This window comes from Bradyrhizobium genosp. SA-4 str. CB756, from assembly GCF_000473125.1.
GTDB classification, from domain to species: Bacteria; Pseudomonadota; Alphaproteobacteria; order Rhizobiales; family Xanthobacteraceae; genus Bradyrhizobium; species Bradyrhizobium arachidis.
The window spans coordinates 9,175,257-9,198,776 of the sequence record NZ_KI421499.1 but is presented as its reverse complement, the minus strand read 5'-3'; the positions used below and the strand labels follow the sequence as shown (position 1 = coordinate 9,198,776).

Genomic DNA, 23,520 nt, shown 5'->3' with positions numbered 1-23,520 from the left:
TTCGTCGGCACGGCGCGTTGCGCCTTTGCCCACCCTACGGCACCGGCGCTAAGGCCTCTTCAAAAACACGAACTCGGTGTCGTCGTACGCCCGCCGCTCCAGCTCCTCAAACCCTTCCGGCGTCACGAACTGCGCGGCTCTCGCCTCTTCCACCACCAGCAGTGCGCCCGATGTCAGCCAGCCGCCGTCACGCAAGGACGCGAGCGCCTTCTCCGCAAAGCCCTTGCCATAGGGCGGATCGAGGAAGACCAGCGAGAATGGCTCGACGGGGTGCGCTGGGCCGAGATCGGTGGCATCGCGGCGATAGACTTTGGTGACGCCGCCGAGGCCGAGCGTCTCGACATTGTTGCGCAGCAGCGCCCGCGCCTCCGCGCCGTTATCCACGAACAGCGTGAACTTCGCCCCGCGTGACGAGGCTTCTATGCCGAGCGCGCCGGTGCCGGCGAAGAGATCGAGCACGCGCGCATCCTCGATCGGATCGTCATAGGCGTGCACGAGGATGTTGAACACGGACTCGCGCAGACGGTCCGCCGTCGGGCGGATGTCGCGCGAGGACGGTGAGGCGAGATTGCGCCCCTTCAACCTGCCGCCGACGACGCGCAAGCTAATCCTCCCGCGGCGTCAGGTCGCGCTTGCCGTGATAGCCGCGCTTGGGACGGCGCGGCGGGCCGTAGCCGTTGGCCTCCATCTCGTTGCGCTCGCGCGCCTCCTCGCTGCCGGTGCGCTGCACCAGCACGCGGCGGCCCTTGCGGTCGGCGATCACGGCGCGCTTGCTGGCGGGCTTCTTCTCGCTCGGCGCGTCGTCGACGCGCGAGGATTTCGACGGCGCGTCGAATTCGGCGCCCGACTTCTCGATCACCTTGTCGCCAAGCTGCTCGCGCAGCACGCGCGACTTGATCTCGTCGACCTGGCCTTCGGGGATCTCGCCGAGCTGGAACGGGCCGTAGGAGACGCGGATCAGCCGGTTCACCTCGAGGCCGAGATGGGCGCAGACGTTGCGCACCTCGCGGTTCTTGCCCTCACGGATCGCGAACACCAGCCAGACATTGGCGCCCTGGTCGCGCTCCAGCGTCGCTTCGATCGGACCGTATTTGACGCCCTCGACCTCGATGCCGCTCTTGAGCGCGTCGAGCTGCGCCTGGGTGACGTCGCCATGGGCGCGGACGCGGTAGCGGCGCAGCCAACCGGTGTCGGGCAGCTCGAGCGTGCGCGCAAGACCGCCGTCGTTGGTAAGCAGCAGCAGGCCTTCCGTGTTGAAGTCGAGCCGGCCGACGCTGATCAGCCGCGGCAGGCCTTCGGGCAGATTGTCGAACACGGTCGGACGACCCTCGGGGTCGTCATGCGTCGTCATCAGCCCGCGCGGCTTGTGGTAGAGGAACAGCCGCGTGCGCTCGCGCGGCGGCAACGGCTTGCCGTCGACCAGGACAACGTCGTTCTGCGTGATGTCGAGCGCGGGCGAGTTGATGACACGCCCGTTGACGGTGACGCGGCCCTGCGTGACCATCTCCTCGGCGTCGCGGCGCGAGGCGAGGCCCGCACGGGCCAGCGCCTTGGCGATGCGCTCGCCGGTCTTCTTCGGCTTCGGCGCCTCGTCGCGGCGCGGCCGCCCCTCGAAATCGCGATCGCGCTCGCGATAGGCGCCGCGGCCGCCGAAGGCCGGACGCTTCTCGAAGATCCTGCTGTCGTCCTCGTTGTCGCGGCGTGGACGGTCGCGGAAGCGGCCCTCGCTGCGCGGATGCTCCTGCCAGTCCATGCGGCCCTCAGGCCGCCCCTCGCGCGAGCGGTTGAACCGCGGACGATCGTCACCGGACCGCTCCTCGCGCGGACGCGAGAAACGCGGGCGATCATCACCGCCCTCGTCGCGGCGTCGCGAGAAACGCGGACGGTCCTCGCCGCCGCGACCACCCTCACGACGGTCGTCGCGCTGACGCCAGGGCTTCTCGTCGCCGCGATCGCGGCCGCCGAAATCCTTGTCGAAGGACTTGCGCGGACGGTCGCCGCGCGGGCCCGCATCGCGCTTCTGCCACGGCTTGGAATCGCCGCGCTCGCCACGATCGCGCGGACGGTCACCGCGATCTCCACGGTCGCCGCCCCGCGAAAACTTCCGCTCGCCGTCGAACTTGCGCTCGGGACGCTCGCCGCGCGGCGCATAGGGCCGCTTCTCGCCGAACTTCCTCTCACCACCGGACCGGCCGGCCGGCCGCGACTCGTCGCGATCCCGGCTGCGCGGCGGACGGTCGTCACGGCCATAGGACGGGCGGTCGCCACGCGGCTTGAACGGCCGCTTCTCGCCATCGCGCGAGGAGCGATCGGAGAAGGGACGGTCGCCACGCGGCTTGAAGCTGCGCTCGCCGCGGCCTTCGCCGCCGCGGTCATCGCGCTTGAAGCGCGGGCGGTCGGAGAAATCGCGGCGCGGGGCATCGCCGTCCTCGCGGCGGCGGAACGGGCGGCTGTCGCGGTCGCCACGGGGCGGACGGCTGTCGCGGTCGCCTTTGCCCTCGAAGCCGCGCTTGGCGAACTTCTTCTCGGGGCCGCGCGGCTTGCCGCTGCGGCTGCCTTTGGCCGGGCCTCGCCGGCCGCGGGAATCGTTGTCTTTGTCGCTGTCGCGAGGCATGAATAATCTCACTTAAGGAGGCGGCGCGGGAGCAGTGCGCGCGCTCGTTCCGAGCCGCATGCTCAGGCAAAACCGGTAAGCACTTCTGCTGAAGGCGCAGCTACTAGCAGGTTTCTTTGGATGATACGAGGCTTGAAAGCCCCCTCTTTCATGGATTTGGCGCTCAAGACGGCCGAAAATGCCGGAAAAGCGGGCGAAGTTCCGATCGGATGCGTGGTGGTCCGCGATTACGAGGTCATCGCCACCGCCGGCAACCGGACGCTGACCGACCATGACCCCACCGCCCATGCCGAACTCGTTGCGCTGCGCGAGGCGGCCAGGAAAATCGGCAGCGAGCGCCTCGTCGACTGCGACCTCTACGTGACGCTGGAGCCCTGCACCATGTGTGCGGGCGCGATCTCCTTTGCAAGGGTGCGCCGGCTCTATTACGGCGCCGCCGACCCCAAGGGCGGCGCGGTCGAATCCGGCGTGCGGTTCTTCGCCTCGCCGACCTGTCACCACGCCCCGGATGTCTATTCCGGCGTCGGCGAGAGCGAGGCGGCGCGGCTGCTCAAGGAGTTCTTCCGGGAGCGGCGCTAAGGCGCGAGGAAGAACTCGCGCAGCGCCTTCGCGGTCACATCCGGGTTCTCCTCGGTGAGGAAGTGCCCGGAATCCACCGGCATGCCGTCGACGTTGGTCGCCCATTGCTTCCATGTATCGAGCGGCGTCGCGGCGGCCTGCGCGATGCCGGCATTGCCCCACAGCGCCAGCATCGGCACCGTGATCTTCTTGCCGGCCTCGAAATCGGCCTTGTCGAGGTCGTAGTCGAAATAGGCGCCGGCGCGGTAATCCTCGCACATCGCATGGACGCGTGCGGGGTCGCGGAACGGGGCGAGGTAATATTCGAGCGCGCGCTTGTCGATCGCATCCAGCGTCTTCGACTTGGTCTGGCTCGCCATCTTGAAGCGCAGGAAGAACTCGCCATTGCCCGAGATCAGCGTCTCCGGCAGCGGCGCGGGCTGGGCCAGAAAAGTCCAGTGATAGATCTTCAGCGCATAGGCGCGGTTCATCCGCTCCCAGTAATTATAGGTCGGCAGGATATCGAGCACGGCGAGCTTCGACAGCCGTCCGGGATGATCGAGCGCTAGGCGATACGACACGCGGCCACCGCGGTCGTGACCGGCGAGCGCAAAGTGCACGTGGCCGAGCCGCTCCATCGCCTCGACCATGGCTTTCGCCATCGCGCGCTTGCTGTAGGGGATGTGCAGGGCATCGCTCTCGGGCATGTCGGACCAGCCATAGCCGGGCAAATCGGCGATGATCAGCGTGAACCTGTCGGCAAGCTCAGGCGCCACCCGGTGCCACATCACATGCGTCTCGGAGAAGCCGTGCAGCAGCAGCAGCGGCGGGCCGCTGCCGCCGACACGGGCGAAGATGCGGCCGAAGGAGGTGTTGATCCATTCCGAGGCGAAGCCGGGATAGAGGTCGGCGAGATCGGACATCTTTCTGCATCCTTGTCTGGTCGGTCGCGAGGGCGCCTCGACATGAAAGTCGAAAACAACCCCATGCACAGTAGCACGGTGTGATCGGCAGAGGACGCTAAGTCCAACGGCCGACTACGCATTTTTGGAATGTCGGTGTGGCGGCGCGATGGCGCGAAGATCTTTGCGCGCGCAGCGGCAAAAAGCCTGTCAGCCCTTGGCCTTCTCCGCTTCCACCGCCTGCCAGCCGATGTCGCGGCGGCAGAAGCCGTCCGGCCAGTTGATGCGGTCGACGGCCTGATAGGCGCGGCTCTGCGCCTCTGTGACAGTCTTGCCGAGCGCGCAGACATTGAGCACGCGGCCGCCATTGGCGAGGATCGCACCGTCCTTCTCGACCGTGCCGGCGTGGAAGATCTCGACGGTCTCCACCTTGGCTGCGTCATCGAGCCCCTCGATGCGCGTGCCCTTCTGGTAGTCGCCGGGATAGCCCTTCGCCGCCATCACCACGGTCAGCGCGGATTCCGGATACCAGCGCAGATCGAAATGCTTCAACTCCCCGTCGCAGGCGGCGATGAACGCCGGCACGATGTCCGACATCATGCGCAGCATCAGCACCTGGCACTCGGGATCGCCGAAGCGCACGTTGAACTCGAACAGCTTCGGCCCCTGCGTGGTCAGCATGATGCCGGCGTAGAGGATGCCGCGGAACGGCGTGCCGCGCTGCTTCATGCCGGCGACCGTCGGCAGGATGATCTTCGCCATGATCGCATCGTGGATCGCGGGCGTGACCAGCGGCGTCGGCGAATAGGCGCCCATGCCGCCGGTGTTCGGGCCGACATCATGGTCGAACACGCGCTTGTGGTCCTGCGCCGAGGCGAGCGGGATCGCGGTCTCGCCGTCGCACAGCGCAAAGAAGCTGATCTCGCGGCCGGGCAGAAACTCCTCGATCACGACCTCCGCGCCGGCCTCGCCAAAAGCGCCCTCGAACATCATGGCGATGGCGTCCTCGGCCTCGCGCACGGTCTTGGCGACGACGACGCCCTTGCCGGCGGCAAGGCCGTCAGCCTTGACGACGATCGGCGCGCCCTGGCTGTTGACGTAGTCGCGCGCATCCTCAGGCTTGGTGAAGCGCTTGTAGGCGCCGGTCGGAATGCCGAATTCGGTGCAGAGCGCCTTGGTGAAACCCTTGGAGCTTTCGAGCTGGGCCGGGATCTTGTTCGGACCGAACGCCTTGATACCGGCGGCCGAGAGATCATCGACGATGCCGGCGGCGAGCGGCGTCTCCGGGCCGACCACCACGAGCTCGACCGCATTCTTCTTGCAGAACTCGATCACGGCGGCATGGTCGGCGATGTCGAGCGCCACGCATTCCGCCTCGCGCGCCATGCCGGCATTGCCGGGCGCACACCAGAATTTGGTCACGAGGGGAGAGGCTGCGATCTTCCACGCCAGGGCATGTTCGCGGCCGCCGGAACCGAGCAGGAGAATGTGCATCGAAGGCTCAGAATAAGGGGTTTTGCTGGGGGCGGAGGTCGCACGAATCGGGGCGGGCCTCAAGGGGAAACGCCTGACGCTCCCCGTCATTCCGGGGCGGCTTGCTCCGCTGCCCCTTCTCCCCTTGCGGGAAAAGGTGGCGCGCGAATGCGCGCCGGATGAGGGGTTGCATCCGCGAACTCCTCACCCGAGCGAGCCTGTGTCTACCAGCGGAAATGCCCTCTCCCGCAAGGGGAGAGGGCACAGCAAGCCGCACCGCGATGACGATCGCGTCTACACCTGCTTCCCCGCAATGATCTCCTGCAACGTCGCGACGTGCCGCGCGAAGGCGCCGCGGCCGGCTGCCGTAGCGGTGACGGTAGTCTGCGGTTTCTTGCCGACGAAGGCCTTGTCGACCGAGACGTAGCCGGCCTTGGCCAAGGTCTCGATATGGGCGCCGAGATTGCCGTCGGTGGCACCGGTGAGCTTCTTGAGGCGGGAGAATTCGAGACCCGCGGCGGCGGTCGGCAGCGAATTCAGGGCGGCCATGATCTTCAAGCGCAACGGCTGGTGGATGATGTCGTCGAGCTCGGCCATGGCGCTAGCTCCGCCGCATCCAGAGGCCGCCGACGATCAGGCCGGCGCCGTTGACGACGGCCATCCAGGGCAGGAAGGCATCGCCGGTGGCGAAGAAATAACCGATCAGCGTCAGCGCGGTGATCGCGAGCGCGATCACGACGAAGGCTGTGCCGAACCACAGCCCTGCCAGCGCATAGAACAGCATGAAATAGATGGTCCAGAACGTGCCTTGTTGACGCGGCGTGAAATGGCCGAGCACGTGCGCGCAGAGGAAGCCGAAGGCGATGAACATCACAAAGGCGAGCAGCATCCGCATGTCGAAGCTGCGAACCCCGGTCGCAGTCTGGTTCATCGTGCTGATCGCGAACGAGCCGGCGATGCCGAAGACGTAGACGGCGAACCAATAGTAATAAGCGCCGTGCGGCCACAGCCAGGTCGCCATGTTGGCGACGAACACCAGCACGCCCCACATGATCATCATCTCGCTGGCGAGATCGTAGATGCGCGACTGCCGCACGCGCTGGACGATGTCGTCGATCTCGGCCAGCGCGGCAGTGGCCTCCTTGCTGTTGATCATGACTGGTTCGCTCCCCGCGTCGCCACGTCCTCGGCGATCGCGTTGACCGCCTTCGGATTGGTGACCATGCCCATGTGGTTGACACCCTCGATCAGCTTGACGTCGACGGATGGCCTGATGGCCTGCACGGTCTCGGCATATTTGCCGGAGATCATCATCTCGTCTTCAGCGCCGCCGAAGATCGTCATGGGATGCGTCACGGCCGGCAGATCGAGGCGATAGCCGCGCGTCGCAAAGTTGCGCATCAGGCGGTCGGAATAGGTCGGCGTGAGGAAGCGCTCCGAATTCGCAGGCACCGCGAAGGCGAGCACCGGGAGCTGCGCGCAGCAGTCGATGCCGAGCTTGCGCAGCGCGGCGAGGCCGAGGAAGCGCGGGATGTCGGCGCTGGCCCAGCCGCCGGAATGCGGCATGTTGGTCGGCGCGTCATAGCCGAGATAGGGCGCGACCAGCACGGTGCGGACAAACAGGTCCTGCACGATCGGAGTGGCGGCGATGCGCAGCGAGAAGCCGCCGCCGGCGGAATGGCCGATCAGGGTCAGCGGCAGATCAGGCGCGCTCTTGCGGACATGGGCGACAAAATCGACGAGATCGTCCTCGAGCTGGCCGACGTAGCCGATATCGCCGCGCGTGCCCGAGGCACCGTGACCGCGCGTGTCCAGCGCCCAGGTCTCCACGCCGTGCGTGGCGAGCGCCGCCGTCAAGGCGTGATTGACCGTGCCGGAAGAGCCGGACGAGCCATGTATGAAGATCGCACCGCGCGCGGTGGCCGAACCGCCCGCCGCGTAATGGCGATAACCCAGCCAGGTGCCGTCACGGGCCTGGAAGCGCTCCAGCGCCGGCAGGGTCGTCATGTCGACGCCCTTGCGGGAGTCGGACACCGAGTGCAGCTCCGGCGGCCGCTCCAGCGGGGTCGCGATCAGGGCGGTGAAGATCAGCGCCACGGCACCGATCGCGCACAGGCCCCATTTCAGCAGGCTCAGAGCACCTCGCAGCAATTGCATCGCCATGGCCGGACTCCGTAAAACTCATCGTCAATAGAGAACTCTATAATACAGAGTACTCTTTCGATCAATCCCCGGATTGGCACTGCGCGGCGAAAATCCTTAACGTCGAGTCCGACCCCAAAATGCCGAATCGATTGCCGATGCCGCCTGCGGAACAACTTCACAACGCGCCTGAATTCACCGTCTCCGAGCTCTCACAGTCCCTGAAGCGGACGGTGGAGGACACCTACGGCCATGTCCGGGTCCGCGGCGAGATCTCCGGCTTTCGCGGCGCCCACTCCTCCGGGCACTGCTATTTCGCGCTCAAGGACGAGAGCGCCAAGATCGAGGCGGTGATCTGGAAGGGCGTGCACGGGCGCATGCGTTTCAAGCCCCAGGAGGGGCTCGAGGTCATCGCGACAGGCAAGCTCACGACCTATCCGGGCTCCTCGAAATACCAGATCGTCATCGAGGCCCTGGAGCCGGCCGGCATCGGCGCGCTGATGGCGCTGATGGAGGAGCGCAAGAAGAAGCTCGCCGCCGAAGGCCTGTTCGACGAGGCGCGCAAGCAGCTCCTGCCATGGCTGCCGGAGGTGATCGGCGTCGTGACCTCGCCGACCGGCGCCGTGATCCGCGACATCCTGCATCGGCTCGAGGACCGCTTCCCCCGCCGCGTGCTGGTGTGGCCGGTCAAGGTCCAGGGCGAAGGCTCGGCCGAGCAGGTCGCGGCCGCGATCCGCGGCTTCAACGCGCTGCCGGAGGGCGGCAAGATCCCGCGGCCCGACGTGCTGATCGTGGCGCGCGGCGGCGGCTCGCTGGAGGATCTCTGGTCGTTCAACGAGGAGATCGTGGTACGCGCGGCAGCCGAGAGCATGATCCCGCTGATCTCCGCGGTCGGCCACGAGACCGACATCACGCTGATCGACTTCGTCGCCGACAAGCGCGCGCCGACGCCGACGGCGGCGGCGGAGATGGCTGTCCCCGTGCGTAGCGAATTGTTCGTCGAGGTCGCCGATCTCGGTCGCCGCACCCGCGCCTATTGGCAGCGCGCCCAGGAGAGCCGTCGTAGCGAATTGCGTGCCGCCGCGCGCGCGCTGCCGGCGGCAGGTGATCTGCTGGCGATCCCGCGGCAGCGGCTGGATTCGGCGGGCGCGTCCCTGCCCCGCTGCCTCAAGGCCAACACGCATGCGCATTTCCGCAGGTTCACCGCGGCCAGTTCAAAACTGACGCTGCGCGTCCTGCACGGCCAGATCTCGCAGGCCGATCATCGCCTCACCGTCTGCGGCGAGCGGCTGGGGCTGTCCGCACGCTCGCTGCTGCGGCAGCGGCGCGACCGCTTTGCTGGGCTGGAGGTGCGTCTGCGCGCCTCAAAGCTGTCGAATGCACAGGCGCAGCGCAACGCGATTGCCCGCCAGCGCGAGCGCACGCATCGGCTGGCCGAGCGCGCACAGCGCGCGCTGGCAACGCTGCTGCACCGGCTCGATACCCGCGTCGAGAACAGCGGCAAGCTGCTCTCGGCGCTGTCCTATCGCAGCGTGCTCGCGCGCGGCTTTGCGCTGGTGCGCGATGAGGGGGGACATCCCGTGCATGCGGCGGACTCGATCGGTCCCGGCGCACGTGTCGAGATCGAGTTCGCCGATGGCCGCGTCGGCGCGACCGCGGATGCGGATCGCACCGTGCCAACGGCAAAGCGCGCGCCGGCGCAAGCAAAGCCGGCCACGCAGGACACAAAGCCCGCGCCGAAGCGCAAGCCGGTGGATCAGGGCAGCTTGTTCTGAGGCGCGAGGGTGGCGCTGCGCCCTCGCTGTCATTCCCCGCCGCCGGGTCTCGCCTTCGGCGAGCCCGATGACAGGCTCCGGCGGGGAATCCAGTACGCCGCGGCTTCTCGGTGAATCACAGACGCCTCGGAATACTGGATCGCCCGGTCAAGCCGGGCGATGACAGCGAATGTGTGGAGATGCATGTGGCCTACGCAGCTCGTCATATCAGACCCGTCATCCTGAGGTGCGAGCTGCGCGAGGCGCAGCATCGTGCAGAGAGCCTCGAAGGATGAACGGCCGAGATGCAGCCGGGCCGTCGCCCTTCGAGGCTCGCCGAAGAGGCGAGCACCTCAGGGTGACGGAAATTGATAGGGCCCGCCCTACCGGCAGGACAATCCCGCGTCGATCGTGGTCCAGAAGCCGCAATGGTCCGGCGCGCGCATCGGTGCGCCGGCATGGGCTTCGAACAGGAAGACCGCGACGGTGAAGACGATCAGGGCGGAAGCGAAGAGAGTGATGCGGTTGCGCATGAGGATTGCGTTTAATCGACATCGTGGTCGAAAGATGGCGCGATCACCTGTTGAAACTCGCAAGGCGCGCGATCCGTAGATTCCCGGTCGGCCATCAGGCTCCGTGCAGGGCGGTGGTCGATGCGGGGCTGTCCGCCTCTCATTGTTCCTCGGGCGGCCCCGCTTACCGCGCCAGCCACTCCGCGACTTCCTTCTGCGACTCCGCGCGCGCCTCGGAATCCGTACCGAGATGGCCGTGCTCTGGGGCGGCGGCGTCGCCGCTAGCAGCGGCCGCGTGCAGCGGCGTGTTGGCGCGGTCGAAGTCGTGATAGGCGCCGGGATAGACCACGATGCGTGCGAGCGCGCTGCGGCCGTGTGCGCCGTCCACCATCTGGCGGCAGGCCGGCGGCGAGGAGACATCGTCATTGCCGCCGATCAGCACCAGGGTCGGCACCCGCGTGCTCCACCCCAGACCGGCGGAAATCCGGCAATCGGGATAGAACGCGATGGCGGCGCGGAAATCCGGGCTCGCGTCGCGTGCCCCGCCCTGCGGCCGCACCGCCCAGAGCAGCGCGCTGGCGCCGTTGGCCCAGCCGATCAGGCTGATGCGGCTGCGCGCCACCCAGGTCTGCTTCATCAGCCAGGCGCGCGAGGCCGCGATGTCGGCGACGCGCTCGCGCCGCGCCTTGACGTGCATCTCCTTGACGCGGCATTGCGGCCCGAGCTCGCGCGAGCCGTAGCTGTCGGGCAGCAGCACGGCATTGCCCGCCTTGAGCAGGCGCTCGGCCCAGTCACGATAGCGCGGCAGCACTGGTTCTGAATGGTTGCCGAGGCCGCCGCAGCCATGCAGCGCGATCACGGTCGGAAACGGCCCGTCGCCTTCGGGCTTGTAGAGCTGCGCATGCAGCACGCCCGACGACAGCGGAATGTCGACCTGCTGCGGCGCCGGCGACGCATGCGCGGCCGGCATCAGCAGCATCAGGAACAGGGCGGTCAGTCGAAGGCGCATCGGTGTCTGCGTCAAAATCCTTCGGCCCAGCACTATCACGCGAAAACGGCGGCAAAACATCACAAACCGGTGGGTTTAACGGGCGGACAAGCCACCCTATCTATGCTACATCCCGTCCAACACATCGTGCCCTCCCGGGTTCTCCCAGGAAGCGGCCCCCTCCACGGAGACTTTCGACCGTGCTGAACAAGTTCGGCCCCTCGGGCCATGGCGAAGCGCAGGTGCAGTATCTCGACGGCGATTTCCGCGTGATCTCGCCGGGGACCTTCGTGCGCTGTGCCATCACCGACACGCGCATCCCGCTCGACGAGCTGAAATACTGGAGCGTCGATTTGCAGGAAGCCTACGCCACGCCCGCTGCCGTGCTGCAGCGGCACTTTCCGGGCGCGCTGAAGCAGCCGTGAGCGTGATTTCGTAGATCTCGTAGGGTGGGCTAAGGCGCAAAGCGCCGTGCCCACCATCTCTCCACGGCAGCAACGAACAACGTGGGCACGCTTCGCTTTGCCCACCCTACGATATCGAGATCGCAGCATCGCTCCGCTATTGTGGCTCGGGACCATCCGTGCCCACGCAAGTCTTGATCGCACTCTTGCGCGCTTCGCCGACGACCTTCTGATCGATCGCCTGCTTCAGGCAATCGAGCCGCGCCTGCGCCATGCAGAGCTGCATCTGGTCTCGCTTCTCCTGCCCCTTAAAGTTTTGCGTCGTCGCAAGACAGGTCACGCGCTTGGTCGCGGGAACCGGCACGGTGGCGGTCGGACTTGGTGCAGGCGCCGGCGTTTGCGCCAGCACCGGCGCAATGATCAGACACACAAGGCTCGCGGCGAAGGCTGCGGACGGCAATCTCATCGAATTCTCCCGATCGTCTGACATCGATAGGCGCCTTGCGATGAATGTCGCCTGAATGGCAGGCTGCGACACGATGGCAAGAGCGCAGCCGCCCTAAAAGCGCGATGAGATCAGGATGAATCGTCATCGCGCTTCAGGTTATTGTTTGAGCATGATCTTTTCGGAAAACCGCTGCGCACTTTTCCGGATCATGCTCCAGCCGCTGGCGATGCAGCCGATCTCCAGGGCATGGCGACGAATGTGCCGGCGTCCCGACGGTGTTCGCGCGCGCTCGCACCGCCGGTCTCACAGACAAATGATCTCATCATGCCGATCTGCGTTGCATCGAATAGCGCGTGCACTCAATGGTGAGTCATTTCGCGCTGTAGTTGGATTCTTTGTTGCAATTCGGCGCGCTTAAGTTGTTTGACGAAATCTTGGTGAAACACAGGGCTGCTAACATGCATGTTAGGTAATTGGCCCTGTTGCTTTTATCGCGCAGACAATCAAGTCAACCAAAAGCCGTTGAGCATTGGAATTGGCGCAGTCTGTGAACGGGCTCATATCGAAGAGCCATCTGACGGGCTAGGATCACCTCGAAAATTCGCGGCGGCATATCAGTCAATCGAATACCAACCGATGGGGGTGTTCATGCCCACCATATTGGACCTGCTGTATCGTGAATATTGCCGCGCCCGTCTCGCTGAAATGCGCAAACAGCTTCTGATCGCAACAGAACGCTTCGAGGCTCTCGATGCCGATCGTCATCCGGCGGATCAGGGTGACGAGAATGAGACGAAGGCGCACCACAAGACCGGCCGCAACGCGCCGCATTGAAGCGGCTCGAAGACCGGTGATCTCTCCCGCGTAGCAATGGCCAAGCAATTGGCTGCAGTTTGGGAGGAAGCGATGAATACACCCGAATGCTATACCTTCATGGTGGCCTGCGCCTCGTGCCTGACCATTATCGGAATGATTGCCGTTGGTGCGTGGTGAGCACGACCAAGTGCTGAACCGAGATTGCAGCCGTGACGCCGTAGGGTGGGCAAAGCGAAGCGTGCCCACGACTCTCACTTTCAACCCAGATGTTCCTGATGGTGGGCACGCTGCGCTTTGCCCACCCTACGCGATCTACAAAATCATCGCCTGGAAAACAGCCGCTCGCGCGCCTTGTAGAGGTGATTGCTGATCAGCTGCCGCAGCGTTGCCGGATCGTCGAAGGAGAGCTGCACGGCGAACGGCACGATGCCGCCTGGCACATCGCCGCGGCCGCGCAGGCGCGCGAGGTCCTTTTCCGTCGTCACCAGCGTGAGCTGCTCGCGTCGGGCGTCCGCCGCAAGCAGGGCGAGCTCGTCGTGCGAAAACCTGTGGTGATCGGCAAAGGGGCGCGTGCGGGCAACATCGATGCCGCAGGCGCGCAAGCTGCGGAAGAAGCGCTCGGGATCGCCGATGCCGGCGAACGCGAAAACGGACTTGCCGGCGAGCTGCCCGACGGAAGCCGTATCCGGCGTCAAGCGTGCGCGCAGCCTGGGCTTGCCGCGCCTTTCGAGCTCGGCCGCGACATCGTCCGCGGCATGGCCGTCGCCGATCAGCACCAGCGCGTCGGTGCGCGCGAGCTGCGTCTTCAGCGGCGCGCGCAGGGGGCCGGCCGGAAACACCTTGCCGTTGCCGAGGCCGCGCTCGCTGTCGATCACGATCAGCGATGCATCCTTCATCAGATGCGGGTTCTGGAAGCCGTCATCCATCAGGATCACGGTGGCGCCTTGCGACTTCGCCAGCGCGACGCCGTCGACGCGGTTGCGCGCGACCGCGACGGGCACGTCGCGCACCATCATCAGCGGCTCGTCGCCGATGTCGGCGGCAGTGTGACGCGCGCGATCGACCATCACCGGGCCCTGAAGCCGTCCGCCATAACCGCGGCTGAGCACCACCGGCGTCTCGCCGAGCTCGCGCAGCAGCTTGGTCAGCGCCAGCACGGTCGGCGTCTTGCCGGCACCGCCGACATGGTAATTGCCGACGCAGATCACGGGAATGCCGGCGTCAAAGCCCTTGCGCGCCATGCGGCGCGCGGTGATGGCGCCGTAGAGCGCGCCCAACGGACTCAAAAGATGCGACTTCGGGGAACGTGGCCGGTACCAGAAGGCCGGCTCACGCATTGGCCGCTCCCATCTCGATCCGCAGCTGCAGCAGATACGGCTCGAGTGCGCCCATGGTGCGGTCGAGCGCGCCGCCGAGCTGATCCACCACGCCGCTGCCGGCGCGCTGCATCTTGTCGCGCATGGTGGGATCGGCCAGGAGCTGGCCGAGCTGCTTGACCAGCACTTCCTGCGTGTCGGCCTGACGCGCGCCACCGCTCGCATCGAGCGCCTCGTAGACGTCGGCGAAGTTGAAGACGTGCGGGCCATGGACGATCGCGGCCCCGAGCTTGATCGCCTCGATCGGATTCTGCCCGCCATGGCGGATCAGCGATCCGCCCATGAAGACGATCGGCGAGAGGCGATAGAACAGGCCGAGCTCGCCCATGGTGTCGGCGACATAGACGTCGGTCGCGGCGGTCGGCAGCTCCTCGCGCGAACGCAAGCCGGGCTTCAGGCCGGATGCCGTGATCAGCCCTGCGATCGAGGAGCCGCGATCCGGATGGCGCGGGACGATCACGGTGAGGAGTTGCGGAAAGAAACCGGCGAGGCTGCGATGGGCCGCGACCAGCATCTCGTCCTCGCCCGGATGGGTCGAGGCCGCGACGATGATCGGACGCCCGCGCGTCATCGCCATCAGCCGCTCCAGCCTCGCGGGATCGGCCGGCGGCGCGGGAACGTCGAGCTTGAGATTGCCCGTGGTGACGACGTCGCGGCCGCCGAGCGCGGAGAAGCGCTCGGCATCGACCTTCGATTGCGCTAGGCAGATGTCGAACCGCGACAGCAGCGCCGAGATGGTGCCGTACATCCGCCGCCAGCGCGGGAAGGAGCGCGGCGACATCCGCCCGTTGATCAGCACCATCGGCACCCGGCGCGCTGCGCCCGCCAGGATCAGGTTGGGCCACAGGTCGGATTCGATGAACAGCGCCAGCGACGGCTTCCAATGGTCGAGGAAGCGCGCGACGTAGCGCGGCGAATCATAGGGCACGTATTGATGGATGACGTCGGGCGGAAAGCGCTTGGCGACGACGGCCGCAGAGGTCACGGTGCCCGAGGTGAGCAGGATGCGCAGGTTGAGGTCGCGCAGGCGCTCGATCAGCGCGGCCGCGGCCAGGACCTCGCCGACGCTGGCGCCGTGGATCCAGACCAGCGGACCGTGCGGACGGACGTCTTGGCTAAGGCCCCGCCGCTCGCCGACGCGCGCGGGATCCTCCTTGCCCTGCTTCAGCCGCCGCTTGATCAGCGCAGGCGCCAGCGGCACCAGGCCGCTCGCCAGGCGATGATACATCCGCAGCGTCATCGGAAGCGAACTAGCCATCTGCGGGTCCCGGACGGCCGAGCTGCGCATAGGCGCGGCGGGTCGCCTCGTTCAGCGTCTCTTCCAGCTCGAGCCGCAGGGTTTCCATCATGGCCGCGTCGGCGTCCGGCGGAACGTGGATTTCCTTGATGCCGACCAATGCGCCCCGCCCGAATGGCAAATTGATGGTGGTACGGTCCCAGTTCTTGAGCCGGATGAATCGGCTGGTCGCCATCGCGAAAGGCATGATCGGCCGCCCCGATTCCCGTGCCAGCATGATGATGCCGAGCCCGGCCACGCGCGCGCGCTTGGGGACATCGGCGGTCAGCGCGACATTACAACCGTCCTCGAGCGTCCGCACCATTTCCTTGAAGGCGCCGACACCGCCCTTGCGGTGGAAGGCGCCGCCATGGTCGCCGGAACCGCGGATCGTGCCGATGCCGAGCCGCTCGGCGGCGATCGCATTGTACTCGCCGTCGCGGTGCCGCGAGATCAGGACCCTGGCCTTGTAGGAGTCCTTGTTCTTGATGAACGGGGTGAGGAAATGCTGGCCGTGCCAGAATGCGAAAATCGCCGGGATCTGCGGCTCGACGATGTCATAGACGTCGGGCGGATCGAACGTGAACTTGTTGGTCCGCCAGACAAAGCGCAGATATTCGGCCGCCAGGACCCCGACGGCACGCTGAAACCAGCTGCTTCGCAGCGTATTGCGAAGCAGTTTCTTCAACGCGCCGGCTTCGATTCTTGGGTAGGGTCGAGCAGCCGGTGCAGATGGACGATGAAATAGCGCATCTGGGCGTTGTCGACCGTGCTCTGCGCCTTGGCCCGCCAGGCGGCGTGGGCGGTCGCATAGTTCGGATAGAGGCCGACGATCTCGACGTCGTCCAGGTTCTTGAAGGTGTTGTGCTCGAGATCGACGAGCTCGCCGCCGATGACGAGATGCAGCAATTGTTGCGGGGCACTATCTGACATGGATTCTGTTCCTAACGGGCTGCCCGGCAAAGCAGTGTTCGACAAGCACGACGAAAGCGCTTCAGGCTAAGGGGCGGTTTCGAAGATGCGCGACAATGCTCGCATGACGATCGCGACCCGCTGCCACCAGCACCCCGTGCGCCACTTCCCGGCGGTTATAGAGGATGGGATCTCCGGAGAGGTCGCTCATCCTACCATCCGCTTCCTGCACGATCAAATCGGCCGCCGCAAGGTCCCAATCATGGCTGTTGCCGCCCGCAAAAGCCGCATCCAGCACGCCATCGGCGACCCGACACAGGCGCAGCGCGAGCGAGCCGATTCGCGGATGCAGCTTGATGTCGCCGCCGGCGGTATTGAGCCGCTCGACCATCGGCTTCGGGCCGGCGACGCGGGAGAAGTCGAGCGCCGATCCGCCCGCCGCCCGCACGGCCTTGCCGTTGAGCGTCGTGCCCTGGCCGCGGGCCGCGAAGAAGAACTCGTTGGTGGTCGGCGCGTACACCGCGGCCAGCACCGGCGCGGCATCCTCGACCAGCGCGACGCTGACGCACCATTCGTCATGGCCGTTGAGATAGTTGCGGGTACCGTCGATGGGATCGACCACCCAGGTCAGCCGCCGCGACAGCCGCGTGGAATCGTCGGCGCTCTCCTCCGACAGCCAGCCATAGCCTGGAGTCGCCGAGCGCAGGCGCGCCTCGAGCAGGTCGTTGACGGCGATGTCGGCTTCCGAGACCGGCGAGGACGCGCCCTTGATCCACTTCCTCAGCTCGGTGCGGAACATCGAGTGCGCGAGGCTGCCCGCCTCCCGCACCGTGTCTTTCAGCAGCGCCGCATCGCGCGTCAGGATGGTTTCGAGGGAGTGCGCGTCAACGTCCGCCAAGCGTCAAACCCTCGATGCGCACCGTCGGCGCATTGATGCCGTAGCGGAACTCCAGATTGTTGGCCGGCTGCATCGATTTGAAGATCTCGAACAGGTGGCCCGCAATCGTCACCTCGCTGACGGGATAGGTGATCTCGCCGTTCTCGATCCAGAAGCCGGAGGCGCCGCGGCTGTAATCGCCGGTGACGCCGTTGACCCCCGAGCCGATCAAATCGGTGACGTAGAATCCCTGCTTGATGTCGGAGATCAGCTCGGCCGGCGTCGGTGTGCCGGGCTCGAGATGCAGATTGTACGGCCCCGGCGAGGGCGAGGACGAGACGCCGCGATGGGCGTGGCCGGTGGTGACGAGGCCGAGCTCGCGCGCGGTGGCGCAGTCGAGCAGCCAGGTCGTCAGCACTCCCTCGTCGACGAGCGCAGTCCGCTTCACTGCGACGCCTTCGGCATCGAAGCTCTGCGAGCGCAGGCCGCGCTTGCGCAAGGGATCGTCGATGATGCGGATGTTCTTGGCGAACAGCTGCTGGCCGAGCTTGTCCTTGAGGAAGCTGGTCTTGCGCGCGATCGAGGCGCCGTTGATGGCGCCGACGAGATGGCCGACCAGCGAGCCGGCAACGCGCGGATCGAACACGACGGGCACCTTGCAGGTCTCGACCTTGCGCGGATTGTAGCGCGCCACCGTGCGCTCGCCGGCGGAACGGCCGACGACCTCCGGCGACAGCAGATCGGCGCCATGCGGCGCCGAGGTGAAGTCGTAGTCGCGCTCCATGCCGGTGCCTTCGCCTGATATGGCGGTGGCCGAGATGCCCTGGCTGGAGCGCAAATAAGAGCCGTGGAAGCCGGTCGAGGTGACGAGCACCATGCCGCCCATGCCGGCCGATGCCGACGCACCGCCGGATTTTGTCACGCCCTTCACGGCGAGCGCGGCGGCTTCAGCAGCCAGCGCGCGGCGCTCGAGCTCTGAAGTTGCGGGCACGTCGGGATCGAGCAGATCGAGATCGGGGAAGTCGCGCGCGAGCAGCGCGGGATCGGCGAGGCCGACATATTTGTCTGATGGCGCGACCTTCGCCATCGCCACCGCGCGCTCGGCGAGCTTGGTCACGGCATCGCCGCTGACGTCGTTGGTCGAGACCACCGCCTGGCGCTGGCCGACCAGCACGCGCAGGCCGACATCGTCGCCCTCGGACCGCTCGGATTCCTCGACGCGGCCGTCGCGCACCTCCACGCCTTGCGAGACGCCGCGCACCGCGACCGCATCGGCCGCATCCGCGCCGGCGCGCCTCGCCGCCTCCACCAGCCGCTGTGCGAGATCGGACAGCGCGGACTGATCGAACAGATCGCGATTGGCTTTAGGCGAAAGCGTCGAGCTTGGTGAAGGGTTCACAAACGAAATCCTGTTGGGGCGCGGGAGGTTTCGGGGCGACAGGCGCCGTGACCACCAGATGTGCCCAAATGGTGCGGACTTCAAGCGTTTTCAGCCCGCAAAAGGCTCAGATTCGCACGTCCAAGGCAACGTCTCGTCAATCATGCGCGCCAAGGTCTTGTCAATCATGCGCGGCGGTGAGGTTGGATTAACCAGCCTTTTTAAGCGGTTTCGGAAATGGACGCGCTAAGGTCCTCGCATCGACCGGGAACATAATCTCGGCGGGGAGAATGAAAGCCGTGAGGCGTCAAACATCAACAAGCGGGGTCGCTCCCGCCGGGTCGAGCCGCTCCTTGCGGCTCGACCCTCTTTCCCTTCCGGTCCGCTTCGATGCGCACGATCCGCGCGCCGACGGTTACACCCGGCAGATCGAGCTTCATCGCGAACGCGTCGTGCTGCGCCGTGCCGTCCGCGGCATGCAGATGGCGATCAACGTGCGCGTCAGCGACTTCGTCGGCGTTGCGCTGCGCGGCAATGACGAGGCGCAGGCGCTCGTCCTCGTGCATCGCGATCCCTCGCTCTCCGTTCCGCTGCAGGTCAGCGCCGACGGCGAAGAACTCAACGAGGCCTGGGCGATCTGGAGCGAGCTTTTCGCGCTGCCGCAGCTCGACGAAGGCGCGCGCAAGCCCGCAGCCCGCCGTCGCCGCGCCAACGCGATCCGCACCCGCCGTCCGAAATTCTTGATGCGCCGCCGCGCCGGCGTCGCGCGCGAGCTGCCGGTTCATCTCGGCGAACACGAGATCATCGCGCGGAATTGAACGGCACTCACAGGTGCCGTGGGGTGGGCAAAGCGACGCGTGCCCACCTCGTCTATCTTTTTCTCGGAAAGATGGTGGGCGCGGCGCAAGGGCGCCTTTGCCCACCCTACGGCGTCACGCCGCCCGCATCACGGCGTCCGTCAGCAATCCCGCAAACAGCAGCAGGCCCGCGTGCTTGTTCGAATAGAACAGGCGCTTGCACAGCTCGGGATCGTCGATCCGGAGGCGCACGATCTGCGAGGCGAGGTGCGCGGCGAAGGCCGTAAGCCCGAGCCATGCCGGCCAGCGCACATCACCTGATGCCAGCGCGACACCGATCAGCACCACCGCGAGGCCGTAGAACAGGATCAAGGCCTGGTGCGTGTGCGCGCCGAACAGGCGCGCGGTGGATTTGACGCCGATCAGCGCGTCGTCCTCGGCGTCCTGATGCGCGTAGATCGTGTCATAGCCGATCACCCAGGCGATCGACCCGGCATAGAGCACCAGCGCGGTGATGTCGATGCGGCCGAAGGTGACGGCAAAGCCCATCAGCGCGCCCCAGGAGAAGGCGAGCCCGAGGAAGACCTGCGGCCACCAGGTGACGCGCTTCATGAAGGGATAGACGGCGACAACGACGAGCGAGGCGATGCCGGTCACGACGGCAAAGCGATTGAACTGGAGCAGCACGACGAGGCCGACCAGCGCCAGCGCGACCAGGAAGGCCAGCGCCTGCTTCACGGTGATTTGCCCCGCGGGCAGCGGCCGCGAGCGGGTGCGCTCGACCCTGGCGTCGAGGTCGCGGTCGGTGATGTCGTTCCAGGCGCAGCCTGCCCCGCGCATCGCAAAGGCGCCGATGAAGAACAGCACAATGGTGAGCGGCAGGCGGCGGACGTCGTGCGCCATGCCGCTCGCGAGCGCGGCCGACCACCAGCACGGCATCAACAAGAGCCAGGAGCCGATCGGACGATCGAAGCGGGACAGGCGCAAGTAAGGTCGCGCCCAATGCGGCGCGAGCGTATCGACCCAGTTGCCGGTGGAATCGGCAACACGGGCGGATGTGTCGCTCATCGGGTGAGGACGTTGCCGTTGAGCGTGTCGAAGGTGCTGCCGCCCTTCTTGCCGGCATTGGCTTCAGGCGCAGAACCAGACCCCAGCACCTCGCTCAGCGACGGACCGGCCGGCCGCGCCTGCTGTTGCTGCATCTGCTGCGCGACGTTGCAGACCTTCGTCGTCATGGCTTCGGTGTTCTTGTGGCCTTCCTTCATCTGCGCGCCGACCTGTGCCGGGATGCCGCATTTGGCGGAATTCTTCTCGATGTATTTGAGCATGTTCGTTTCAGCCTGGCTGAAATTGCGGATCAGCTTGCAGGCCTCGTCCGGCGGGGCGTGACGGTCGCTCGCGGCCTTGATCAGCTTGCCGCGCTTTTCGGCCTCCTCGCGCAGAGGCAAGAACGCCTTCATGCAGTCCTCACCGGAACCGGCCTGCGTCGGCGGAGCGGCGCTGAAGGCGCCGGCGCCGCCAATGGGCGCAGCGCCATTCACGGGAAACGAGGATTGCGGTGCCGCGCCGACAGAGGCGGTCGGCGCCGAGCCGTTCACGGGCGGAAAGGCCGAGCTGCTCGCAGCCTGGTTCGGTAGCGGCGCCGGGAAGGCGCTTTGCGCATAGGCGCCCGCGGCGCCCAGGCTGATCATGGCGACAGTGATCGGAACCATCAAATGACGGATCATCAAGACAGTCTCTCCGGCAGGAGCTTACGGGGCTCGGCGTCTTCCCAATTGAAGCGCAACCAGCGTGCTCGCGTATTTACGATTCCCGCCGGCCCTTAACAACCCGTCGAATAGGGCAAGAGCGCGGCGTCGGGACGCACCAAAGTGGCGATATTTACCCCGAAAGTGCTGCTTTCGGTTAAGAAAGCCGGCAAATCGGACCTTCGAACCATGCCTTCCCACGATTTCCGCGCCCCCCGCCTGTTCGTCGACGCTCCCCTGGCCCAGGACGCCAGGGTCGCGCTCGACCGCGACCAGAGCAATTATCTCGGCAATGTGCTGCGGCTGGCCGCCGGGGCCGAAGTTCTGGCCTTCAACGGCCGCGACGGCGAGTGGCAGGCCGCCATCGAGGGCCGCAAGCGGCCGGATGGGCTGGTGATCCTGCAGCAGACCCGGCCCCAGGACCGTCTGGCCGACCTCGCCTACGTCTTCGCCCCGCTCAAGCATGCCCGGCTCGACTACATGGTCCAGAAGGCCATCGAGATGGGTGCCGCGACGCTGCAACCAGTCCTGACCCGGTTCACCCAGGCTTCCCGGGTCAACACCGAGCGGATGCGCGCCAATGTGGTCGAGGCGGCCGAGCAATGCGGCATCCTGAGCATCGCCGGTGTCGCCGAGCCGGTGCCGCTGGAGCGCTACCTGAGCCAGCGCCCCGCCGATCGGCTGCTGATCTTCTGCGATGAAGCGGCAGACGTCCAAAATCCTGTCCAGAACCTGCAAAACGCGCGCGAGGCGGCCGGCCACGGCGTCGACGTGCTGATCGGTCCCGAAGGCGGCTTTGCCGAAGAAGAGCGGGCCCTGCTGCTGCGGCAGCCCAAGATCCTGCGGCTGGCGCTGGGTCCGCGGATCATGCGGGCCGACACCGCCGCGGTGGCAGCGCTGGCGCTGGTGCAAGCGGTGCTGGGCGATTGGGGCGGCGGTTAGCCTATTCCCCTCGCAGCGACCGCTGCAAGGTCTCGGACGGCAGTTCCCCGAAGGCTGCCCGGTAACTCGCCGCGAACTCGCTCAGATGCCAGAAGCCATGCGCAATCGCGCAGGACTTCACACTGCGCGCTGCCGGGCCGACGCGCAGCTGCTTGCGCACCGACCAAAGGCGCAACACCCGGCTGTAGCGATTCGGGCTCATGCCGCAAATGGCCAGCGTCGCGCTCTGGAGGGTCCGAACCGACACGCCCACCTGCTCTGCCAGTTCGGTGGTCTTGGGCCAGATCATCAGATTGCGCCGTATCGACTCTTCCATGTCCACGACGATCTGCCGATAGCGATTCGTCAGGGATGGAGCAGCCGCACTAGTCACGCTGGTCCGGATTGCGGCATCCACGGTGCTGAGCAGCGATTGCTCGACGACGGCTCGCGAGGCCGGCTCGTCCAGGACGTCTGGATCATAGGCTGCGGTTTCAAGCGTCGTGGAGATCAAGCCGCGCAGAGAGGCGAGCATGCCCGGTGCCGCATTCAGCAGGTGATAGCCGTCGCTCAATTGTCCCCAAGGCTCGCGCCCGGGCGCACTGAAATATGCAACACCTATCAGGCGCCCCTCGGGCTCATAGACCAGGCAATCGGACGCTCCCTTTAGAATCACGATCGAGCTGCCAATCGTCCGCCCGTTGATCCGGGTCGCGGTCACATGATCCATCGGAACCACCACGGCGACGGCATGGGCCAGGTCATAACCGCGAATGATCCGCGGGAACGTCTTCACCAGCGAGAGAGTCATGTTTGGCAGGCTAAGCCTGGCGCGCATGATGGCAGTTGTCCCGACAGACAGCGGCATGCTGGACGCGCCGGCATATCGCTCGGTTTCGCCGAAATGATCGAAGTCGTACGATTGAAGCTCGAGGGCAGCGGATGGCCTCAGCCCCTGAAAAGACAGCCCGCCGTTCGCCGCTATTTTTTGCGCTCCATCGCGAGCGATGTTGAGATGGCTTCGATCCATATCCCGCCGCTTATTTCGCCTTCCTCGTGGATGTAGCGCCCTTGCGGACGCGCAGATCGTCCGGCCCGTTGATGCCGGAGCGCTTGAGATCGCGCAGCAGTTTGGTCAGCAACAGCATATTGGTCTTCTGCAGTTCGTGATTGTTCCCAAACCTGAAAGCGTTCTGCTCGGTCACGATGAGCCCGGCCTTGGTCTCGGCGAGAATCTTTCGTTTCTTAAGTCCTGTCACGCGACGGCGAACTGTCTCGAGCGGCAGGCTGAGGAAGCGAGAGAGTGCCGCCCGAGACACACCTTGCTTGATCGCATCCGGCTCGACCGCATGAATGCTGGAGAAGCTCTCGTCCAGCGACGGGTCGTTCATCACATTGATGACATTCGCGTTGAGAATTGCATGAACGATCAGAAGGTCCAGCGGATCGAACTCGTCGTAATGCCGGAACATCTCGCTGATCGAAAACAGCATATAGGCCAGCGTATGCCGCGAGACCGCCCGGATAACATCTGAAGTATTGCGCATGAATCGGAAACCAATATTTACATTGTAAACGAAGGGCGGCAGCAGATGAATGATCCGCCATACCCAAAATGAGTATG

General features: G+C 66.0%; 26 protein-coding genes. 6 read left to right on the top strand and 20 right to left on the bottom strand.

Going from position 1 to position 23,520, the window contains the following annotated elements; all coding sequences use genetic code 11:
- Nucleotides 1–48 precede the first annotated feature (48 nt).
- A complete protein-coding gene (gene rsmD / locus BRAGE_RS0144405; RefSeq protein WP_027563071.1) occupies nucleotides 49–603 on the bottom strand; it encodes a 16S rRNA (guanine(966)-N(2))-methyltransferase RsmD in 555 nt (184 codons plus the stop codon).
- A 1-nt stretch (nucleotide 604) separates the two neighbouring features.
- The gene (locus tag BRAGE_RS0144400; protein WP_027563072.1) at nucleotides 605–2,614 is read right to left on the bottom strand and encodes a pseudouridine synthase; all 2,010 of its coding nucleotides are present in this window, start codon (nucleotides 2,612–2,614) and stop codon (nucleotides 605–607) included.
- A gap of 120 nt (nucleotides 2,615–2,734) precedes the next feature.
- Between BRAGE_RS0144400 and BRAGE_RS0144395 the strand changes: the two genes are divergently transcribed.
- Complete coding sequence (locus BRAGE_RS0144395) at nucleotides 2,735–3,193, top strand: nucleoside deaminase (RefSeq protein ID WP_035730700.1); 459 nt, start codon at nucleotides 2,735–2,737, stop codon at nucleotides 3,191–3,193.
- Here BRAGE_RS0144395 and BRAGE_RS0144390 read toward each other — a convergent pair.
- The 5 genes from BRAGE_RS0144390 to BRAGE_RS0144365 form a co-directional block, all read right to left on the bottom strand.
- Nucleotides 3,190–4,095, bottom strand: coding sequence for an alpha/beta fold hydrolase (locus BRAGE_RS0144390; protein WP_027563074.1), 906 nt, complete (start codon nucleotides 4,093–4,095; stop codon nucleotides 3,190–3,192). The genes BRAGE_RS0144395 and BRAGE_RS0144390 overlap by 4 nt on opposite strands.
- A 189-nt stretch (nucleotides 4,096–4,284) precedes the next feature.
- Nucleotides 4,285–5,568: a phosphoribosylamine--glycine ligase gene (gene purD, locus BRAGE_RS0144385; protein WP_027563075.1), complete on the bottom strand. Its 1,284-nt coding sequence runs from the start codon at nucleotides 5,566–5,568 to the stop codon at nucleotides 4,285–4,287.
- A gap of 273 nt (nucleotides 5,569–5,841) precedes the next feature.
- Nucleotides 5,842–6,144 (bottom strand): winged helix-turn-helix domain-containing protein, encoded by a 303-nt coding sequence (locus BRAGE_RS0144375; protein WP_027563076.1) that lies wholly within the window; start codon nucleotides 6,142–6,144, stop codon nucleotides 5,842–5,844.
- Between the two features lie 4 nt (nucleotides 6,145–6,148).
- The gene (locus BRAGE_RS0144370) at nucleotides 6,149–6,703 is read right to left on the bottom strand and encodes a hypothetical protein (protein ID WP_027563077.1); all 555 of its coding nucleotides are present in this window, start codon (nucleotides 6,701–6,703) and stop codon (nucleotides 6,149–6,151) included.
- Nucleotides 6,700–7,710: an alpha/beta hydrolase gene (locus BRAGE_RS0144365; protein WP_027563078.1), complete on the bottom strand. Its 1,011-nt coding sequence runs from the start codon at nucleotides 7,708–7,710 to the stop codon at nucleotides 6,700–6,702. Before BRAGE_RS0144365 ends, BRAGE_RS0144370 begins: the two co-directional genes overlap by 4 nt.
- A 137-nt stretch (nucleotides 7,711–7,847) precedes the next feature.
- Here BRAGE_RS0144365 and xseA point away from each other — a divergent pair, with 137 nt between their 5' ends.
- Complete coding sequence (gene xseA / locus BRAGE_RS0144360) at nucleotides 7,848–9,464, top strand: exodeoxyribonuclease VII large subunit (protein ID WP_027563079.1); 1,617 nt, start codon at nucleotides 7,848–7,850, stop codon at nucleotides 9,462–9,464.
- Nucleotides 9,465–9,826: 362 nt separating this feature from the next.
- Here xseA and BRAGE_RS55530 read toward each other — a convergent pair whose 3' ends face one another.
- Both BRAGE_RS55530 and BRAGE_RS0144345 read right to left on the bottom strand, forming a co-directional pair.
- Nucleotides 9,827–9,976 (bottom strand): hypothetical protein, encoded by a 150-nt coding sequence (locus BRAGE_RS55530; RefSeq protein ID WP_167336549.1) that lies wholly within the window; start codon nucleotides 9,974–9,976, stop codon nucleotides 9,827–9,829.
- A 163-nt stretch (nucleotides 9,977–10,139) separates the two neighbouring features.
- On the bottom strand, nucleotides 10,140–10,964 hold the full coding sequence (locus BRAGE_RS0144345) for a dienelactone hydrolase family protein (protein ID WP_027563081.1): 825 nt from the start codon (nucleotides 10,962–10,964) through the stop codon (nucleotides 10,140–10,142).
- Between the two features lie 179 nt (nucleotides 10,965–11,143).
- On the opposite strand from BRAGE_RS0144345, the gene BRAGE_RS0144340 reads away from it, so the two are divergent.
- A complete protein-coding gene (locus BRAGE_RS0144340) occupies nucleotides 11,144–11,368 on the top strand; it encodes a DUF2093 domain-containing protein (protein WP_027563082.1) in 225 nt (74 codons plus the stop codon).
- A gap of 136 nt (nucleotides 11,369–11,504) precedes the next feature.
- Here BRAGE_RS0144340 and BRAGE_RS0144335 read toward each other — a convergent pair whose 3' ends face one another.
- A complete protein-coding gene (locus tag BRAGE_RS0144335; RefSeq protein WP_027563083.1) occupies nucleotides 11,505–11,813 on the bottom strand; it encodes a hypothetical protein in 309 nt (102 codons plus the stop codon).
- 618 nt (nucleotides 11,814–12,431) lie between these two features.
- Between BRAGE_RS0144335 and BRAGE_RS0144330 the strand changes: the two genes are divergently transcribed.
- Nucleotides 12,432–12,629 (top strand): hypothetical protein, encoded by a 198-nt coding sequence (locus BRAGE_RS0144330; RefSeq protein WP_027563084.1) that lies wholly within the window; start codon nucleotides 12,432–12,434, stop codon nucleotides 12,627–12,629.
- Nucleotides 12,630–12,931: 302 nt separating this feature from the next.
- On the opposite strand, the gene lpxK is transcribed toward BRAGE_RS0144330, so the two are convergent.
- The 6 genes from lpxK to BRAGE_RS0144300 form a co-directional block, all read right to left on the bottom strand.
- Nucleotides 12,932–13,948 carry a tetraacyldisaccharide 4'-kinase gene (gene lpxK / locus BRAGE_RS0144325; RefSeq protein WP_027563085.1) on the bottom strand — a complete coding sequence of 339 codons (1,017 nt, stop codon included), beginning with the start codon at nucleotides 13,946–13,948 and terminating at the stop codon, nucleotides 12,932–12,934.
- Nucleotides 13,941–15,275, bottom strand: a complete 1,335-nt coding sequence (locus tag BRAGE_RS0144320; RefSeq protein ID WP_092215338.1) for a 3-deoxy-D-manno-octulosonic acid transferase — start codon at nucleotides 15,273–15,275, stop codon at nucleotides 13,941–13,943. Before BRAGE_RS0144320 ends, lpxK begins: the two co-directional genes overlap by 8 nt.
- A complete protein-coding gene (locus tag BRAGE_RS0144315; protein WP_027563087.1) occupies nucleotides 15,238–15,951 on the bottom strand; it encodes a lysophospholipid acyltransferase family protein in 714 nt (237 codons plus the stop codon). The genes BRAGE_RS0144320 and BRAGE_RS0144315 overlap by 38 nt, the downstream gene beginning before the upstream one ends.
- On the bottom strand, nucleotides 15,948–16,196 hold the full coding sequence (locus tag BRAGE_RS0144310; protein WP_027563088.1) for a DUF4170 domain-containing protein: 249 nt from the start codon (nucleotides 16,194–16,196) through the stop codon (nucleotides 15,948–15,950). Before BRAGE_RS0144310 ends, BRAGE_RS0144315 begins: the two co-directional genes overlap by 4 nt.
- A gap of 61 nt (nucleotides 16,197–16,257) precedes the next feature.
- Complete coding sequence (locus BRAGE_RS0144305; protein ID WP_027563089.1) at nucleotides 16,258–17,073, bottom strand: 3'(2'),5'-bisphosphate nucleotidase CysQ; 816 nt, start codon at nucleotides 17,071–17,073, stop codon at nucleotides 16,258–16,260.
- Nucleotides 17,060–18,451, bottom strand: coding sequence for a TldD/PmbA family protein (locus BRAGE_RS0144300; protein ID WP_027563090.1), 1,392 nt, complete (start codon nucleotides 18,449–18,451; stop codon nucleotides 17,060–17,062). The genes BRAGE_RS0144305 and BRAGE_RS0144300 overlap by 14 nt, the downstream gene beginning before the upstream one ends.
- A gap of 278 nt (nucleotides 18,452–18,729) precedes the next feature.
- On the opposite strand from BRAGE_RS0144300, the gene BRAGE_RS0144295 reads away from it, so the two are divergent.
- Nucleotides 18,730–19,248 (top strand): DUF6101 family protein, encoded by a 519-nt coding sequence (locus tag BRAGE_RS0144295; RefSeq protein WP_027563091.1) that lies wholly within the window; start codon nucleotides 18,730–18,732, stop codon nucleotides 19,246–19,248.
- A gap of 114 nt (nucleotides 19,249–19,362) precedes the next feature.
- Here the strand turns inward: BRAGE_RS0144295 and ubiA are convergent, their stop codons facing one another.
- Both ubiA and BRAGE_RS0144285 read right to left on the bottom strand, forming a co-directional pair.
- A complete protein-coding gene (gene ubiA / locus BRAGE_RS0144290) occupies nucleotides 19,363–20,295 on the bottom strand; it encodes a 4-hydroxybenzoate octaprenyltransferase (protein WP_027563092.1) in 933 nt (310 codons plus the stop codon).
- Nucleotides 20,292–20,954, bottom strand: a complete 663-nt coding sequence (locus tag BRAGE_RS0144285; protein WP_027563093.1) for a hypothetical protein — start codon at nucleotides 20,952–20,954, stop codon at nucleotides 20,292–20,294. The genes ubiA and BRAGE_RS0144285 overlap by 4 nt, the downstream gene beginning before the upstream one ends.
- Before the next feature lie 210 nt (nucleotides 20,955–21,164).
- Here BRAGE_RS0144285 and BRAGE_RS0144280 point away from each other — a divergent pair, with 210 nt between their 5' ends.
- Nucleotides 21,165–21,917 carry a 16S rRNA (uracil(1498)-N(3))-methyltransferase gene (locus BRAGE_RS0144280; RefSeq protein ID WP_027563094.1) on the top strand — a complete coding sequence of 251 codons (753 nt, stop codon included), beginning with the start codon at nucleotides 21,165–21,167 and terminating at the stop codon, nucleotides 21,915–21,917.
- A 1-nt stretch (nucleotide 21,918) separates the two neighbouring features.
- On the opposite strand, the gene BRAGE_RS0144275 is transcribed toward BRAGE_RS0144280, so the two are convergent.
- Together BRAGE_RS0144275 and BRAGE_RS0144270 are read right to left on the bottom strand one after the other, a co-directional pair.
- Entirely contained in the window at nucleotides 21,919–22,926 is a 1,008-nt protein-coding gene (locus tag BRAGE_RS0144275) for a helix-turn-helix domain-containing protein (RefSeq protein WP_027563095.1), read from the bottom strand.
- 10 nt (nucleotides 22,927–22,936) lie between these two features.
- Nucleotides 22,937–23,443, bottom strand: a complete 507-nt coding sequence (locus tag BRAGE_RS0144270) for a hypothetical protein (protein WP_027563096.1) — start codon at nucleotides 23,441–23,443, stop codon at nucleotides 22,937–22,939.
- Between the last annotated feature and the right edge of the window lie 77 nt (nucleotides 23,444–23,520).

Bases quoted from the DNA above. Each gene is read 5' to 3' on its own strand.
- BRAGE_RS0144335 (WP_027563083.1), bottom strand. From the start codon at position 11,813: ATGAGATTGCCGTCCGCAGCCTTCGCCGCGAGCCTTGTGTGTCTGATC.
- xseA (WP_027563079.1), top strand. From the start codon at position 7,848: ATGCCGCCTGCGGAACAACTTCACAACGCGCCTGAATTCACCGTCTCC.
- BRAGE_RS0144320 (WP_092215338.1), bottom strand. From the start codon at position 15,275: ATGCGCAGCTCGGCCGTCCGGGACCCGCAGATGGCTAGTTCGCTTCCG.
- BRAGE_RS55530 (WP_167336549.1), bottom strand. From the start codon at position 9,976: ATGCGCAACCGCATCACTCTCTTCGCTTCCGCCCTGATCGTCTTCACC.
- BRAGE_RS0144345 (WP_027563081.1), bottom strand. From the start codon at position 10,964: ATGCGCCTTCGACTGACCGCCCTGTTCCTGATGCTGCTGATGCCGGCC.
- BRAGE_RS0144365 (WP_027563078.1), bottom strand. From the start codon at position 7,710: ATGGCGATGCAATTGCTGCGAGGTGCTCTGAGCCTGCTGAAATGGGGC.
- BRAGE_RS0144400 (WP_027563072.1), bottom strand. From the start codon at position 2,614: ATGCCTCGCGACAGCGACAAAGACAACGATTCCCGCGGCCGGCGAGGC.
- BRAGE_RS0144330 (WP_027563084.1), top strand. From the start codon at position 12,432: ATGGGGGTGTTCATGCCCACCATATTGGACCTGCTGTATCGTGAATAT.
- BRAGE_RS0144270 (WP_027563096.1), bottom strand. From the start codon at position 23,443: ATGCGCAATACTTCAGATGTTATCCGGGCGGTCTCGCGGCATACGCTG.
- BRAGE_RS0144370 (WP_027563077.1), bottom strand. From the start codon at position 6,703: ATGATCAACAGCAAGGAGGCCACTGCCGCGCTGGCCGAGATCGACGAC.
- BRAGE_RS0144375 (WP_027563076.1), bottom strand. From the start codon at position 6,144: ATGGCCGAGCTCGACGACATCATCCACCAGCCGTTGCGCTTGAAGATC.
- BRAGE_RS0144275 (WP_027563095.1), bottom strand. From the start codon at position 22,926: ATGGATCGAAGCCATCTCAACATCGCTCGCGATGGAGCGCAAAAAATA.
- lpxK (WP_027563085.1), bottom strand. From the start codon at position 13,948: ATGCGTGAGCCGGCCTTCTGGTACCGGCCACGTTCCCCGAAGTCGCAT.
- ubiA (WP_027563092.1), bottom strand. From the start codon at position 20,295: ATGAGCGACACATCCGCCCGTGTTGCCGATTCCACCGGCAACTGGGTC.
- BRAGE_RS0144390 (WP_027563074.1), bottom strand. From the start codon at position 4,095: ATGTCCGATCTCGCCGACCTCTATCCCGGCTTCGCCTCGGAATGGATC.
- BRAGE_RS0144285 (WP_027563093.1), bottom strand. From the start codon at position 20,954: ATGATCCGTCATTTGATGGTTCCGATCACTGTCGCCATGATCAGCCTG.
- BRAGE_RS0144310 (WP_027563088.1), bottom strand. From the start codon at position 16,196: ATGTCAGATAGTGCCCCGCAACAATTGCTGCATCTCGTCATCGGCGGC.
- BRAGE_RS0144280 (WP_027563094.1), top strand. From the start codon at position 21,165: ATGCCTTCCCACGATTTCCGCGCCCCCCGCCTGTTCGTCGACGCTCCC.
- BRAGE_RS0144395 (WP_035730700.1), top strand. From the start codon at position 2,735: ATGATACGAGGCTTGAAAGCCCCCTCTTTCATGGATTTGGCGCTCAAG.
- purD (WP_027563075.1), bottom strand. From the start codon at position 5,568: ATGCACATTCTCCTGCTCGGTTCCGGCGGCCGCGAACATGCCCTGGCG.